12 protein-coding genes are annotated in these 14,618 nt (G+C 58.5%); 6 read left to right on the top strand and 6 right to left on the bottom strand.

What is annotated here, in order from left to right; translation table 11 throughout:
- The first annotated feature begins 33 nt into the window (after window positions 1-33).
- The 6 genes from hflB (at window position 34) to GC165_07770 (ending at window position 6,975) form a co-directional block, all read left to right on the top strand.
- The gene (gene hflB, locus GC165_07795; GenBank protein MBI1332768.1) at window positions 34-1,884 is read left to right on the top strand and encodes an ATP-dependent zinc metalloprotease FtsH; all 1,851 of its coding nucleotides are present in this window, start codon (window positions 34-36) and stop codon (window positions 1,882-1,884) included.
- A 101-nt stretch (window positions 1,885-1,985) separates the two neighbouring features.
- Window positions 1,986-2,330: a tetratricopeptide repeat protein gene (locus GC165_07790; protein ID MBI1332767.1), complete on the top strand. Its 345-nt coding sequence runs from the start codon at window positions 1,986-1,988 to the stop codon at window positions 2,328-2,330.
- Between the two features lie 562 nt (window positions 2,331-2,892).
- Window positions 2,893-5,085 (top strand): hypothetical protein, encoded by a 2,193-nt coding sequence (locus GC165_07785; protein ID MBI1332766.1) that lies wholly within the window; start codon window positions 2,893-2,895, stop codon window positions 5,083-5,085.
- Complete coding sequence (locus GC165_07780; GenBank protein MBI1332765.1) at window positions 5,060-5,344, top strand: hypothetical protein; 285 nt, start codon at window positions 5,060-5,062, stop codon at window positions 5,342-5,344. Before GC165_07785 ends, GC165_07780 begins: the two co-directional genes overlap by 26 nt.
- Window positions 5,188-5,634 (top strand): hypothetical protein, encoded by a 447-nt coding sequence (locus GC165_07775; protein ID MBI1332764.1) that lies wholly within the window; start codon window positions 5,188-5,190, stop codon window positions 5,632-5,634. Before GC165_07780 ends, GC165_07775 begins: the two co-directional genes overlap by 157 nt.
- Window positions 5,635-5,658: 24 nt before the next feature.
- On the top strand, window positions 5,659-6,975 hold the full coding sequence (locus GC165_07770) for a PDZ domain-containing protein (GenBank protein MBI1332763.1): 1,317 nt from the start codon (window positions 5,659-5,661) through the stop codon (window positions 6,973-6,975).
- On the opposite strand, the gene GC165_07765 is transcribed toward GC165_07770, so the two are convergent.
- The 6 genes from GC165_07765 to GC165_07740 all read right to left on the bottom strand — a co-directional run bounded on the left by GC165_07765 (window position 6,962) and on the right by GC165_07740 (window position 14,596).
- Window positions 6,962-8,122, bottom strand: coding sequence for a hypothetical protein (locus GC165_07765; GenBank protein MBI1332762.1), 1,161 nt, complete (start codon window positions 8,120-8,122; stop codon window positions 6,962-6,964). The two genes, GC165_07770 and GC165_07765, sit on opposite strands and share 14 nt — an antisense overlap.
- Window positions 8,123-8,962 (bottom strand): ABC transporter permease, encoded by an 840-nt coding sequence (locus tag GC165_07760; GenBank protein MBI1332761.1) that lies wholly within the window; start codon window positions 8,960-8,962, stop codon window positions 8,123-8,125.
- Window positions 8,955-9,953, bottom strand: coding sequence for a hypothetical protein (locus GC165_07755; GenBank protein MBI1332760.1), 999 nt, complete (start codon window positions 9,951-9,953; stop codon window positions 8,955-8,957). Before GC165_07755 ends, GC165_07760 begins: the two co-directional genes overlap by 8 nt.
- Complete coding sequence (locus GC165_07750; protein ID MBI1332759.1) at window positions 9,950-11,437, bottom strand: ATP-binding cassette domain-containing protein; 1,488 nt, start codon at window positions 11,435-11,437, stop codon at window positions 9,950-9,952. The genes GC165_07755 and GC165_07750 overlap by 4 nt, the downstream gene beginning before the upstream one ends.
- Window positions 11,434-12,291 (bottom strand): NAD-binding protein, encoded by an 858-nt coding sequence (locus tag GC165_07745; protein ID MBI1332758.1) that lies wholly within the window; start codon window positions 12,289-12,291, stop codon window positions 11,434-11,436. The genes GC165_07750 and GC165_07745 overlap by 4 nt, the downstream gene beginning before the upstream one ends.
- Window positions 12,292-13,045: 754 nt before the next feature.
- The gene (locus tag GC165_07740; GenBank protein MBI1332757.1) at window positions 13,046-14,596 is read right to left on the bottom strand and encodes a glutamate--tRNA ligase; all 1,551 of its coding nucleotides are present in this window, start codon (window positions 14,594-14,596) and stop codon (window positions 13,046-13,048) included.
- Window positions 14,597-14,618: the final 22 nt, after the last annotated feature.

The following is a 14,618-nucleotide window of genomic DNA, read 5'->3' as shown; positions in this document are numbered from 1 at the left end:
TTCATCGTTTTGAGCATCCTGGCGCCCAAGGGTATGGGCTTTAAAACTCACATCGCCGAGTTGAAGCCGTATGAGCTGATGCAGAAGGTGGATTCTGGTGCAGTTCTCGACGCCACCTGGCAGCAGAACGAGATCACCGGCAAGCTGGCGACCACCGGCGAGGACTATAAGTGCACCTACCTCGAGGTGACTAACCCGAACGCACGCGAACTCCTCGACAAGCTAAACAACGCCCACATTCCTTTGAACGTCGTTGGCCCCGGCGCGAGCAGCGCCATCGTCAACATCATCGGAGTCTTTGCTCCGACGCTGATCATCGTTGCGATCCTCTGGTTCTTCTTCATCCGCGCGGCCCAAGCATCGGGCTCACAGGCGATGAACTTTGGCAAGAGCAAGGCTCGGCGAGTCGGCGAAAGCGGCCCCAAGGTCACGTTTGACGACGTGGCGGGCATCGACGAGGCCAAGCAAGAGCTTTTTGAAGTCGTCGACTTCTTGAAAAACACCAAGAAGTATGCGGCGCTCGGCGCCAAGATTCCGAAGGGAATCTTGCTGACGGGCCCCCCAGGCGTCGGTAAGACGCACCTCGCACGCGCTATCGCGGGTGAGGCAGGCGTGCCGTTCTTCCACATTTCCGGTTCGGACTTCGTTGAGATGTTCGTCGGTGTGGGTGCGGCGCGAGTTCGAGACCTTTTTGAGACGGCCAAGGCGCATCGCCCTTCGCTGATCTTCGTGGACGAAATCGACGCGGTCGGACGCCAGCGAGGCGCAGGCCTCGGCGGTGGCCACGATGAGCGCGAGCAGACTCTCAACCAGCTTCTGGTCGAGATGGACGGCTTTGACCCGAACTCCGGCGTTATTTTGATCGCAGCGACGAACCGACCCGACGTTTTGGACCCAGCGCTTCTGCGCCCGGGACGATTCGACCGACAGATCGTGGTCGATGCTCCCGATCAGAAGGGACGCTTCGAAATCTTGAAGATTCACTCCAAGGGCAAGCCGCTTGAGGGCGAAGTCAACCTGGAAACGCTGAGCAAGCGAACCCCCGGGTTTACGGGCGCCGACCTGGCAAACACCCTGAACGAGGGCGCGCTGTTGGCGGCTCGACGCAACCGAAGCAAGATCGGCATGATCGACCTCGAAGAGGCTTTGGACCGAGTGATTGCAGGTCCTCAGCGAAAGAGCCGAATCATGAACGGCGAAGAGCGCGAAGTGATCGCTTACCACGAAGCCGGACACGCTTTGATCGGCGAGTTGCTGGAACACAGCGATCCGGTTCACAAGGTTACGGTTTTGCCGCGCGGCATGTCGCTGGGATCGACCTGGAGCCTGCCGGAAGCGGACAAGTACCTGGTCAGCAAGGAAGAATTGATCGACGACATCACGACGCTCCTGGGTGGACGTGTGGCCGAAGAGACTGCCTTTGGGCGAGTCTGGACGGGCGCATCCGGCGACCTTCAGCGCGTGACGGCGATCGCTCGGGCGATGATCACCAAGTACGGCATGAGCGAGAAGCTCGGTACCCTGGCGATCGGTCGAAGCAAGGAGAATCCTTTCTTGGGTCGCGACTACTACGAAGAGCGCGACTATAGCGAGGACATCGCCAAGCAGATCGACGAAGAGGTTCGCGCGATTGTGGACCGCTGCTATCAGCGTGCGGTGGACATCGTAAACACGCACCGAAAGCAGCTCGACGAGATCGTGAAAGCACTCTTGGAGCGCGAGACTTTGGATCGCGACGAGTTCCTGGCGGTCATGGAAGGTCGCGAACTTCCGCCGATAAAGCCGGTTCCTGAAACTTCTGGAGCGGTGGAACCCGTAAAGGATTCAGAAGTGGGATCGGGCCAGTCGCTGAAGCCTCCGCGACTTGAGCCGGGACCCGCGTAAAGTAACTATTTGTTACGAAAGTTCAACAGAAAGCCCAAGCACCCTACTTGACGTGGACGCTACCAGCAAGCTAAAGTGTGACTTGGGCTTTTGGCTATTCGATGGAAATTGAGGGACTGTACCAACGAGGGTTCGAGCTGCGATGCGAGGGGAACTACCCAGAAGCGAAAGAGTGCTTTCGCAAGGTGTTGTCCGCCGATCCAGGTCATGTGAACGCTCGTCATCAGATGGCGCTGGTGTTGGGTTTCGAGGGTGACTTCGAAGGCTCTCTGGCGGCGCTTGAGGCCCTTGCTCGACAGTATCCTGAGAACCTCGATGTCCGGTATGACTTTGCGATGACGCAGATGATGCTGGGGATGTACGAGGAGGCCTGCTCGAATCTGAAGTTTATTTTGGCAAAGGATCCGACGCACTCGAAGGCTCTTCAGCAGGTTATTTACTGCTGAGTTGATTCTAGATTTCTTTGTTCTGCGAGCGAGACGCTCGCAACTCCCAGTCGGCTGACCATCGTTCCGCTTTTCGCAGTGCCCCTCCATCCCTGCGCCCTAACCTCAAAAATCCACGCCTTTGCGGCGTAGATTTTCAAGGGCTCTTCCCATGGGAGGAAGGGAACTTCACGATTCTCGCAACTCCCAATCGGCTGCCCTCCGTTCATCGGTTGTCGGTGGGCAAGATGCCCACCCTCCCAGTTGTCGAGGCAAATCTCGCGGTCCACGTGGGCTGACCTCTTTTCCGCGTTTCACGGTGTCCCTCCATCCCTGCGCCCTAACCTCAAAAATCCACGCCTTTGCGGCGTAGATTTTCAAGGGCTCTTCCCGAGGGAGGAAGGGAACTTCGTGACGCTCGCAACTCCCAGAGGGCTGACCTCTGTTCATCGGTTGCCGGTGGGCAAGATGCCCACCCTCCCAGTTGGCGAGGACAAGTCTAGCAGTCCACATGGGCTGACCTCTTTTCCGCGTTTCACGGTGTCCCTCCATCCCTGCAAGCGGTAACCTCAGCAATGCGCGCATGAAACGCTGGCAGATATTTCTTCTTCTTTTGGTGGTGGCGTTTCTTCCCTACTCGGTGGCTCTGGTTTCGGGGCAGGAGTTGGGGCCGACCGAGCATATTCAGACGATGGTCACGCCGGATGCGCCGAAGCCGGACTACGGCTGGGACGTGCTTCAAGCAGATGGTGTGCTTCAGTTTCTGCCTTGGCGGGACTTGGTTTTCGATTCCTGGCGGCATGGGCAGGCTCCGATTTTGAACCCATATCAGCTAGCGGGTCAACCGCTGACGGCGAACTCACAGTCGGGTGGGTTCTATCTGCCGCACATGGTGTTCGCATTTCTGCCGGGATCGACGGGATTTAAGATTCTCCTGCTTGGAGTCCTGCATCTGTTTCTGGCCGCTTGGGGTCTGTTCGCCTTTTTGCGCAACCTGAAGGTGTCGGAAGGCGGAGCGCTTTTGGGGGCGACGGCATTTGCCTTGTCGCAGTTCATGGTCGCCTGGGCACCGCTGGCGAGCGTGCCGACGACGGTGGCGTGGATTCCCTGGGTGCTGGCGGGGATTACGATGCCGAACCGACGTCTAGGATTCTTTTTGACGGCGTTGGCCACGGCGATGATGATCTACGCCGGGCACCTGCAGTTTGCTTTCTACGGTATGTTCGCGGCGTTCGTGGTTTGGGCTTGGACGGCGATTTCGGTGCGAAAGGTGTCGGTATTGGCGACGCTATTGGCGTTATTCGTCGGCGTGGCGGCATCGGCGCCCCAACTCGGCATCGTGCTCAAGAATTCGGCGACGAGCCATCGGCGCAACACGCCGACCGAGCAGGGGTATCAGGGCTACAGCAAGGGGGTTTTAGCCCCTTACGAGGCGCTGAGCCTCGTTAATCCGAAGCTGTTGGGTGATCCGTCGATCAAGGCCAGCGAGATCGAGGGGTCGGGCGTACCAAACGGTTATTGGTCGATGTTTGTGAAGCCGGGCGCAAATCCGGCGGAGTGCGCACTGTGGGTGACGCCGATCGCGCTTTCGCTCGCGCTGTTCGCTTTGTTTGCACGACGAGGGAAAGACGAAGAGTCGGCGAGTGTAGCGGTGCCGGTCTCGTTGGTCGTGCTTGGGGTTTTGCTCGCGTTTGGCTCGCCTATGAACCAGCTATTGTTCTTCTACTTCCCAGGCTGGTCGGCGACGGGCTCACCAGGGCGAGCGCACATCTTGATCGTATTGGGGCTCTGCTTGCTCGGGGCGATCGGTTATGACCGGCTAGAGGCGAAGGGCGATGGATCGAAGAAATGGCTGGCGATGGGTTTGATCCCGCTCGTTCTTTTGGGCCTCGGTTTTAACTTGATGAACATGCTGGGCGGGATGCTGGGGCAGCCGGGCGACGACTCGCTCGGCAAGATCATCGGCTTGACCACCAAGCCATACCTGCCGGGAATTGCGATTTCGGCCCTGCTTTCGGCCGTTGTTTTAGCGTTGTATGCTTCGAAGAAGCTGCCGAAGATGGCGGCTCTTCCGGCGGGGATGGCGGCTTTGACGCTGTTGGGGCAGCATCCCTTGAGCGGGAAGCCGTTGGAGGTGCCGAACCTGAATATTCCCAGCCAGGAGCGGAAGGTCTTTGCCTCGCAGAGTTGGAGCATGGTCACGACGCCAAAGGCGACGATGCCGCCCAACATCGCGAGTCTGGCGCGGGTTCACGATCTGTACGGCTACGACTCAATCCTCGATGCCAAGTTCGTGGAGAAGTTGAAGACGGTCGGCGATCCCTTCCCGCCTGAGAATGGAAACATGGCGCTATTGCGGGCGAAGAGTTTGGATGATCTCACCGTCGCCTCCACCAAAGCATTAGTGGACCTTGGGGTCAAACATCCAGTGTCCACTGACTCAATGAGCGGAATTCCTACATCCGATTCGCGAATCAACGGTGGGGATATCATCGATGATGGTTACGATCACCAAACGATCAAGCCAGCACCTGGCGCGACGGAGATTCTCGTTCGTGACCGCTATTTCCCAGGCATGAAAACCTCGACGCCGAACACCACAGTCGAGGACAAGGATGGCTGGCGATTGATTAAGACTGACGGCCAACAGAGCACGATTCGGATCGACTACTCGGGACGGACGAACTTTATTGGCGTTATAATTGGTATAGGTATCCTTCTCTTGGGAACCCTTCTCAGCATCCGAAAGCATGAGCCAAACGCTTCAGCAACCTGAAATTACCGATAGCGGCACGAGCGGCCGGTGGATGACTCTTATCTTCGACAACGATGAGACTCCGCTGGAGTTGGTTGTTTTGACGCTGATGGTCGCTACCAAATGCGACGTCCAAGAAGCCGAAATGGAAGCGTGGGAAGCGCAGGCTTATGGCAAAGCGCCGGTTCACTTTTCGACCGAGGCAGACTGTACCGCCGTGGCGCAGGCCATGGAAAATATCGGCGTGAAGAGCGCCGTCCAACCGGAATGGGACGACTGATCCTGAATTCGACGGAGACCATCGAGCGGCCCGATCTCGCGGGAAACGAAAGCGTCGAGAACGAGTCTTGGATGGTGATCGTCTACAACAACGAGTTCAACACCTACGAAGAGGTGGTCATGATCCTGTTGGTGGCGACCCACTGCACCCTGGAAGAGGCGGAGATCGAGACGTGGGAAATCGACCATTTGGGTAAATCCAACGTTCATTTTGCCGATAAGGAAGAGTGTGAGACGGTCGCCCGGATCATCCGGCAAATCGGCATTGAAGTTGAAGTCAAAGCCGAGTAGTTTTGCGTATCAAAGGTTATTAACATGAAGAAATCCCTTCTCGTCGGACTTTCGCTGGCCCTGGCGGCGCTTGGCTACGCCCAAACCATCGATGGCAAACCGGAGGTTCGCGACGAGATATTGCAGAGGCTTTCCTCGACGATTGAGAACGCGGCCTTTATTCCGGGCACCGACTTTAAGAAATGGGAAGAGTTTCTGAAGACCGAGCGGCCGAAAATCGACGCGGCGAAGAACGATGATGAGTTCAAGGCGGCGGTGAACGAAGCTTTACAAAAGTTCGGATTCAGCCATATCGTGCTGGCGACGCCGCGCGATGCGAACATCCGAAACACCGGCCAGACCGTTGGGATCGGGGTGAGCAGTCAGCCGTCCCCGGACGGCAACGGGCGGATCATCATTCGTGTGGTCGAAAAGAGTCCGGCGAGCGACGCAGGCTTGGAGCCGGGCGATACAATGCTGGAGATCGACGGCAAGAAGATTACGCCGACCACGGTTTTGACAGGTGAAAACGGGTCGAAAGTGAAGCTGAAAATCCGCAAAGCGGACGGGAAGCTGTTCGAGTACACAATCACTCGGCGACCATTTTCGACGGTGCGGAAGGATGAGTTTCGCATGCTGAACGACTCGACCGGATACCTGAAGGTCAACACCTTCGACCAGGCTTACGATCCGAAGGCGATCGACGGGTTTATGGACCAAGCCATGAAAGCCAAGAACCTGGTGGTGGACCTGCGGTTCAACGGAGGCGGTTCGGTATTCAACCTATTGCACCTGGCGGGATACTTTGTGGACCCGAAGCTGAAGCTTGGCTTTATGCTCGACCGAAACAGTGTGACGCAGTTTAAGAAAGAGGAGAAGCGGGACCCGAAGGAGTTGGCCGAGTTGACGCCGTTTGCGAATACGATGATCATGACGCCGCGCAAAGAGGACAACCTTTACAAGGGCAACCTGATCATTTTGATCAACGCCGGTACCGGTAGCGCGAGCGAAATCTTTACGGCAGCGATGCGCGATTTGTACGGCAAGAAAACGGTCGATAAGGACGGCAAGGTCGTGGTCGATATGTCCAACCTATCGTGTACGGTGATCGGTTCGAAGTCGGCGGGAGCGGTGCTGTTCTCGACGTTTACGAGCGCGACGAACGGGTTTGCACTCCAAATACCGGTGGCGGACTATCTGACGCCATCTTCGGAGCGATTAGAGGGACACCCGATCGACCCGGACGTGACAGCGGAAGACCCGAAAATTCTGCTGCCGACCGCGCCAGACAAAGCCATCGAGGCGGCGCTGGCGATCGCTGAGCGCATCCACCTCCGCGATACGCGGGTTATCGGTAAGTAATCTTCATCCGCGAACTGCTAATCACTTCGCCGGTTTTGGCGTCGACGGCGTCGCTACTGACCATATCAAGGTCGCCGGTAGTGGGATCGACGTAGAGTCGGACGCGCGAACCGGGGCGCTTGACGGAGAGGATCGACATCGTTTTTCCTTCGAAGCTGCCGGTGCCTTCCAGTTCGAGGGTTTGGCATCCATCGAAAACGTCTAGGTAAGGCAGTTTTCGGTTGAGGATATACCAGGCGAACGGCGAGGCGGTAATGCCAGCCGAGCGGAGACCTTCGAGAAACTTACCACTTTCGCCTTTGAGGGTTAGGCTCTTGCCCTTATTCGGCTTGATATCGAGGGTGGTGCCTCGGAGAGTCCATGAGCCTTCGGGGCCGGTTTCTTTGATCTCGCCGGGGTGGAAGGTGAGTTCGTAGGTGCCGTCGTTGTTGGCCTGGATGACGGTTCGATTTTCGAGGCGACTGACGGAACGCCAAAGCTTTTGGGCGGTTTCGACGGCAGGCGCTTGGGTCTTAGCGGGGATGGCGGGCCGAGGCGAGAGGCCCTTGACCTCCCTGGCCGTCTTGGGAATGCCAGGGATTTCGTTGCCGGCCACGTAGCGATAGCGCCAGTCGGTCAACGTCTTGTTGTTGAGCGACATCTTGATTTGGGTGACGTGGTATTTGGAGTCGAATACAACTTCGGAATGAATCTTCTTTTTGGCGTCGTTGAGGACGAGCTTGCCCGCACCAACTGACCAACGAGGGTCGCGTTTGACCTCGGTGAAGAATTGGTTTCGCTGGACCGAGTCCACCAGCCAGGCGAGAGGCTCGCGCTGGACAATGGCGACGGAAGAGGACGACTCGGGAATCTTCAGCGGCTTTTGCGGCTTCATCGAGGCGACCTGGTTGAAAAGCTGGTCGAAGAATTTGACCTCGGTGGTGCGGAGCTCAACGATCTGCTGGTTGGGCATGGCCAGGACGCAATAGGACGGCGACATGTAGAGCTTGGACGGAATAGCGGCGGATAGGCCGTCACTAACGAAGACCGCAGCGGTCGTCATTTTGTTATGGGCAGCTTCGAGCTTATTGGCGATGGAAGCGGCTTCGGAAGTGGGAGGAAGAGGAACCGGACTCAGCAATAACGCAATGATCTGAACAATACTCATTTAATGCTTCCCTAACCCGGCGGGAGTGCGGTTTCGCCCCAGGAGCCCCGCGAGAGCCAACAACGTTACAATATACGGCAACATTTTCCAGATTTCGGACGGAATTTCCATTCCGAAGAGCGGCTTGCCGCTCATCTGAATCTGGACGGCGGTTGCAAAACCGAAGAGCAGACAGGAGAGGGCGGCGGGGATGGGTCGCCAGCCGCCGAGGATGAGGGCGGCGAGGGCGATGTAGCCGCGACCGGATGTCATGTCCTTGGTGAAGGCAGAGGTCTCGGTGACGAGGAGCGAGCCAGCGATGCCGGAGAAGATGCCGGTGCAGATCAGCGCGCCGAAGCGGACGGTTTGGGGGTTGATACCGAGCAAACGGGCTTTGTCGGGATCGCTTCCGACGCTTTTGTGCCGAAGGCCAAAGCGAGTGCGATTGGCTACGGCGTAGAGGATGATCGGCGAGACGATAGCGAGGCCGTAATAGAGTGGGAGCGGGAGTCGTTGGGCGTCACTGAGGATGTCTTTGCCGATGCCGGAGCCGACGAGGAAGGCGGTTCCACCGGAGGCCAGGAGGTTGATGGCCATGCCGGAGATGATATGGTCGATGCGGTAGACCTGGGTGAGCGTCCAGTGGAGGAGGCTGATGATGATTCCGGCGACGATGGCGAGGGCGACTCCGCCGATTGCTCCGAAACGCGGTGCGAAGGCGGCACAGACAAAGCAGGCAGTGAGCATTTTGCCTTCGAGCCCGATGTTGATGACGCCGGACCGTTCGCTCATGTATCCTGCCATCGCCATGAGGATGAGCGGCGCGGACATGGTGACGGTTTGAAGGAGGAAATCAACCATGATTCACCTGCTTGCGGCCATAGCGGACCGACGCGAACATGAGGATGACCACAGCGAGGACGACCATGGTGATGCCTTTGTCGACGCCGAGGATGGCGATGGCGGTTCCGCCCTTGTTGAGGGCACCAAAAAAGAACGCGCTGAGGAAAAGGTAGAAGGGATTCGAACCCGCGAGGAGGGCGACACCGAGGGCGTCGAAGCCGTATCCGGTGGCGAAGCCGTCGTAAAAGCGGTGTTCGAATTGGGCGACCTGGAGGGCACCGGCGAGACCTGCGAGCGCACCGCTGAGCATCATGGCCTTGACAGTGACCTGCTTGGTTTTGACGCCGGCGAACTGGGCGGCAGTCGGGTTTGCACCGGCAGCCTTTAGCTCGTAGCCCGACACGGTTTTGTTGAGCCAATAGCCGATGGCAATGACGATGAGGATTCCGACGACGAACGACTGAGGGATTTCCAGCTTGCCGATGGTGAGGAGGGGCGTGAGCTGGGTGTTGGCGGGCATGACCGAGGTCGAGGCGGTGTGCTGATCGGCTCCTTTCATCGGTCCGGCGACGATCGCGCGGGTCATGTAGAGCGCGATGGAATTGAGCATGATGGTCGTGATGACCTCGTGACCGTTGCGATAAGCCTTGATGACACCCGCAGGGAGGGCCCACAGCGCTCCGCCGACAATACCGACGATGCATCCGACGGCGACGCCGACGGGGCCGCCGATGGCGATCATGGCGTAGCTTCCGAAGCAGGCTCCCACGAGGTACTGGCCCTCAGCGCCAATGTTGAAGAGACCAGCCTTCAGGGCGAGGTAGACGGCCGCACCGAGGATGAGGAGCGGGGTCATCTCTTTGATGGTCCCACTGATTTTGAGGGCATTGCCGAGGGAGCCGGTGAAGATGGTCGCGACCGTCTCGCCGATGTTGGCCTTAACGACCACCAGCGAAAGGATGATCACCACGATGGAGCAGGCGAAGAGGATCGGGATTCGGACCTTCACGCCGCACCTACCATGAGGCGGCCGATGGCGTTGCGGTCACGGGCTTCGTGAGACATGGGCTCGGAGAGGTGGCCATGGCACATGACGACAATGCGGTCACAGAAGTCGAGGAGTTCGTCGAGGTCAAAGCTGACCACGATGGCGCACGCGCCCTGATCGCAGGCTCGGCGGATTTCTTGGTAGACCTTGGTGGTCGAGTTGAGGTCGAGGCCGCGGGCGGGCTGGAAAGCCAGGATCATTTGGGGGCTGATGCGGAGGGCGCGTCCAGCAACGAAGCGCTGTTGGTTGCCGCCGCTGAGGCTCCCCATCGCATCGGATAGCTTTCCGTGCTTGGTGTTGAACATTTCGGCCATGACGACCGCTTCCTCGCGCATGGCTCGGGTGAGCCTGCGGAATTCGGGGAGGCGTTGGAGGCCCAGGGCGCTGTTTTCGTAGAGCGACCAATCTTCGACCACGCCTTCGTCGTGGCGGTCTTCGGGGATGATGCGAAGGCCCTCGGCGATGCGGGTTTGGCTCGGCTCGGAATCCCATTGGTTGCCATCGAACGTGAAGTTGCCAGAGACGGGTTTGACGACGCCGATGAGGGCTTGAAAGAGTTCGCGCTGGCCGTTGCCGTCGACCCCGGCGATGCCGACGAGTTGTCCGGCTTTGACCTTGAGGCTGACTTCTTTGACGGCGATTTGGCCCTTGGAGCCTTTGACCGATAGTTGGTCGATGTGGAGGCGGACGTTGTTCTTGGTCGAGGCTTTGGGTTCGGGTCGCTCGATGACTTCCCCGCCGACGATTTCTTGGGCTAGTTGCTCGGGCGTGACGTCGGCGACTTCGTGATCGGCGATCTTTTTGCCGCCGCGAAGAACGGTGACGCGTCGGCAATGGTCGAAGACTTCAGCGATTCGGTGAGTGACGACGATGACGGTCGCGCCTTCGTAGGCGAGTTGCTTGAGGCTTGTGTACAGGGCGTCAGAGTCCTGCGGCGAGAGCATCGCCGTCGGCTCGTCGAGGATCATGATTCTGCTGCTGCGCCACAAGAGTTTAAGGATTTCAAGCTTTTGTCCACCGGCAGGACTGAGTGTGGACGACTCGGCGGACCAGTCGAATTCGAAACCCATCTTGGACGCGAGTTCGGTGGCCCTTGTCGTCATCGATGCCTTGTCGAGGATCGGTGAACCTTCGGCGCCGAGGACTAGGTTTTCTAGGTTGGAGAGCTCACCGATGATGCCGTAGTGCTGGCTGACCATGCCGACCCCGGCCTTGATGGCGTCGGCGGATGAGTGAAGATCGGCGGTTCTACCTTTGATGGTGATGGCGCCCGCATCGGGTTGCATCGCACCGTAGAGGGCGCGCATGAGGGTGGTTTTCCCGGCTCCGTTTTCGCCGACGAGGGCGTGGATGGTTCCTTGTTCGACCTCGAATGTGACGTCATCGAGTGCCTGCACCGTCCCGTACCGCTTGGAAATTCCCTGCATCGAGACGGCGAGGGTCATGACTGGGTGTACACCTCGAAGAGGGCGGCGGTGGTGTCTTCCTCGCGGCCCTGGCTCTGGAGGACGCCGAGGAGGCGATTCACGAGCTCGGTCAGAGGAATATCGGCGTTCATCTGCCCGGCAGCGGCCTCACAGTAGCCAAAATCCTTGCGCTGATTCTTGACCGAGAATCCGGGTGTCCAGTCACGATTGAGGATCATGCGTCCGTAATTTTCGAATGCCCAGCTTCCGCCCGCGCCGCTTCCGATCATGCTGTGGGCCTGCTGGATGTCGAGGCCAGCTTTCTCGGCGAAGGCGAGGCATTCGCACAAGCCGATCAGCGCGCCGCCAACGGCGATCTGGTTGGCGAGCTTCATCACCTGTCCCTGACCGGCCTCACCGACGCGCTCGGCGCGCTTGGTGTAGGGGAGCATAATGGTCATGGCGTGGGCGACGACGTCGTGGTCTCCGCCGCAGAAGATGGTGAGGGTTCCGTTCTTCGCGCCCATCGAGCCGCCGGTGATCGGGGCGTCCACGAAGTTCAGGTTCTTCAGCTTGAGTTCCTCGTGCAGGGTTTTGGCCATCGACGGTTCGATGGTCGAGTGATCGACGAAGGTGGTTCCTGGTTTGGCGTGGGGGGCCATCGCGCGGACGACCTCGGCGACGTCTTCGCTACGACCCACGCAAGAAAAGATGATTTCGCAGTTTTCGGCGAGCTCTTGGAGGGATTTTGCCTCGGTCGCGCCCTGGGCGGCGAGCTCGTCGGCTTTGCCGGGCGTTCGGTTCCAGACGGTGAGTTGGTGTCCGGCTTTGAGGAGGTGGCCCGCCATTGGTCCGCCCATCACACCGAGTCCGACAAAACCGACCTTCGCCATCGGTTGTTAAGTTACCGTTTTCGGGGCTTAGGTGGCAAGGCTGTTTGTGTGGAAGGGGTTGGGTTATTGGGTTGCTTGTGGGGAGTTGGGAATCTGTTTTCCGGCCTTATGGTTGGATGTCACTTATTCGGAAACACCGGTACAGACGTCTTTACCAGTGTCACGGCTCATTCCCTAAGTTCGCAAACAGAGTGCCGGTGCTTGTTTTGTGAGCGAGACGCTCACAGCTCCCAATCGACAAACCTCCTTCACCGATTGTCGGTGGGCTGCCCCGATTCACTTCGTTCATTTCCCTCTGGCGGGAACTTCGTGAAGCCCACCCTCCCAGGGGCCGCGAAACAAGCTTCACAGATGTCGCAGACAGCGCCACCCCTTTTCGGAGTTGAAACCGTGGATTCTAGGTCTTTAAGTGACTGGTCCCCTCCATCCCTGCACCCTTCCTCCCTTGGTGAGGAAGGGAATATGGTTTGTCACCAACGGTGGGAACACCGGTAAAACCCAGCTTCGCAGACGTCTTTGCCAGTGCCACGGCTGATTCCCTAAGTTCGCAAACAGAGTGCCGGTGCTTGTTTTGTGAGCGATCCCGATTCGCTTCGCTCATTTCCTTTCAGCGGGAACCTCGTGACGCTCACAACTCCCAAATGGCCCAACCTCAACAGCCGTTCGTGGCGGGCGAGTCGCACACATTACTATTACCAGCGAAGCAGGCTTCGCTGGTAATAGCGCGAACAAGTTCGCGCACTCCATATGGGTCTTACAGCATGGAGAGGGCGCGGTTGACTCGTTGGGTGATTCGGTCGGGGCCGAGGACGGACATGAGTTCGAAGAGGCCGGGGCCGGCGGTTTTTCCGGTTAGGGCGACACGTGTCGGGTGCACGATGGGGCCGAGCTTTTCGAACCCGTTGTCCAGTTGGAACTGGGTGAGGCGTTCGCGGTACTCGTCAACGGTGAGCTGTTCGGTTCCACAGGTGGCCTTGATATGCTCCAGCAACGGTCGGACGTGGGGCTGGCCAAACCATTTGTCAACGGCCTTCTGGTCCATCGGCGGCTCTTCGACGATGAAGAATTCGCATGCCTCCCCGAATTCGATGAGGTTAGTGACACGCTCCTGCTCTTCTTTGATGCACTTGAGGGCGTATTCGCGGTCTTTGCGGGCAAAGAGGATGAGGTTTTCGAACTGCGCCCAGATTTTTTTGCCATCCTTCTTGGGCTGATTGGGGGGCGTGTCCTCATCGAGGAAGGCATCCCAATACTGCTTGGTATAGGACTCGCTATAAAGCGCTTCCATCTCGGCGAGAACCTCTTCGGGTGACATCGAGCGGATGCGCACGCCGTTTAGCCAGCGAAGCTTCTCCATGTCGAAGCGACCGGGCGAAGGCTGAAGGCCGTCCAGGCTGAACGAGCGGATCAGATCTTCCTCGGACATGACCTCTTCGTCGTTGCCAGGGGACCAGCCGATGAGGGCGATGAAATTCTTGAGCGCCGACTTGAGATAGCCCTGCGCCATGTAGTCGAGCACGCGGGTTGCGCCGTGGCGCTTGCTGAGCTTTTTGCCATCGGCGCCGACGATGACCGGGCAGTGGACGAAAATCGGCGGCTCCCAGCCGAAGTTCTCGAAGAGGAGCGCGTGGATGGGCGACGTCGGAATCCACTCCTCGCCGCGGAGGATATGGGTGATTTCCATCAGGTGATCGTCCACCATGGCGGCGAAGTGGTAGGTTGGCATGCCGTCTGCCTTGATAAGCACGGGATCGGGGAGGACGTTGGAGTCGAACTCGATTCGGCCGCGAATAACGTCTTGCACGACGATTTTGCGATCGCGCGGGATCCTCATGCGAATAACGTACGGCTTCCCTTCTGCGATGGCGGATTCGACCTTAGCGGCATCGGCGTCGCGCCAGTCGCCACCGAAGTAACCGATCTGCCGTTTGTTGATCTGCTGGAACTCGCGCATCTGGTCGAGCTCTTCGGAGGTGTCGAACGCCTTGTAGGCGTGGCCCTTCTCTTCGAGAACCTTGATCCACTCGGCGTAGATGCCAGCCTCTTTGCGCTCGGACTGCCGATACGGTCCTTTTGGCCCGCCGATATGGGGCCCTTCGTCGAACTCGATGCCGACCCAGCGAAGAGTTTCGACGAATTCGTGCTCGCTATCCGGGTTGTATCGTGTTCTGTCGGTATCCTCTATGCGTAAGATACATTGACCGCCCTTGTTGCGGGCAAAAAGGTAGTCGAACAAAACGGTGCGGAGAGCTCCCACGTGGAGCAAACCCGTAGGACTGGGAGCAAAACGGACACGAACGGACATTATTTGTAATAGGGTACCGCCC

The organism is Armatimonadota bacterium (assembly GCA_016125185.1).
In the GTDB taxonomy this organism is placed as follows: Bacteria; Armatimonadota; Fimbriimonadia; order Fimbriimonadales; family Fimbriimonadaceae; genus Fimbriimonas.
The sequence above is the reverse complement of the archived record's forward strand: the minus strand, read 5'-3'. Positions and strand labels throughout refer to the sequence as shown.

Coding starts and splice junctions, on each gene's coding strand:
- hflB (MBI1332768.1), top strand. CDS start 34: ATGGGCTTTAAAACTCACATCGCCGAGTTGAAGCCGTATGAGCTGATG.
- GC165_07790 (MBI1332767.1), top strand. CDS start 1,986: ATGGAAATTGAGGGACTGTACCAACGAGGGTTCGAGCTGCGATGCGAG.
- GC165_07785 (MBI1332766.1), top strand. CDS start 2,893: ATGAAACGCTGGCAGATATTTCTTCTTCTTTTGGTGGTGGCGTTTCTT.
- GC165_07780 (MBI1332765.1), top strand. CDS start 5,060: ATGAGCCAAACGCTTCAGCAACCTGAAATTACCGATAGCGGCACGAGC.
- GC165_07775 (MBI1332764.1), top strand. CDS start 5,188: ATGCGACGTCCAAGAAGCCGAAATGGAAGCGTGGGAAGCGCAGGCTTA.
- GC165_07770 (MBI1332763.1), top strand. CDS start 5,659: ATGAAGAAATCCCTTCTCGTCGGACTTTCGCTGGCCCTGGCGGCGCTT.
- GC165_07765 (MBI1332762.1), bottom strand. CDS start 8,122: ATGAGTATTGTTCAGATCATTGCGTTATTGCTGAGTCCGGTTCCTCTT.
- GC165_07760 (MBI1332761.1), bottom strand. CDS start 8,962: ATGGTTGATTTCCTCCTTCAAACCGTCACCATGTCCGCGCCGCTCATC.
- GC165_07750 (MBI1332759.1), bottom strand. CDS start 11,437: ATGACCCTCGCCGTCTCGATGCAGGGAATTTCCAAGCGGTACGGGACG.
- GC165_07745 (MBI1332758.1), bottom strand. CDS start 12,291: ATGGCGAAGGTCGGTTTTGTCGGACTCGGTGTGATGGGCGGACCAATG.
- GC165_07740 (MBI1332757.1), bottom strand. CDS start 14,596: ATGTCCGTTCGTGTCCGTTTTGCTCCCAGTCCTACGGGTTTGCTCCAC.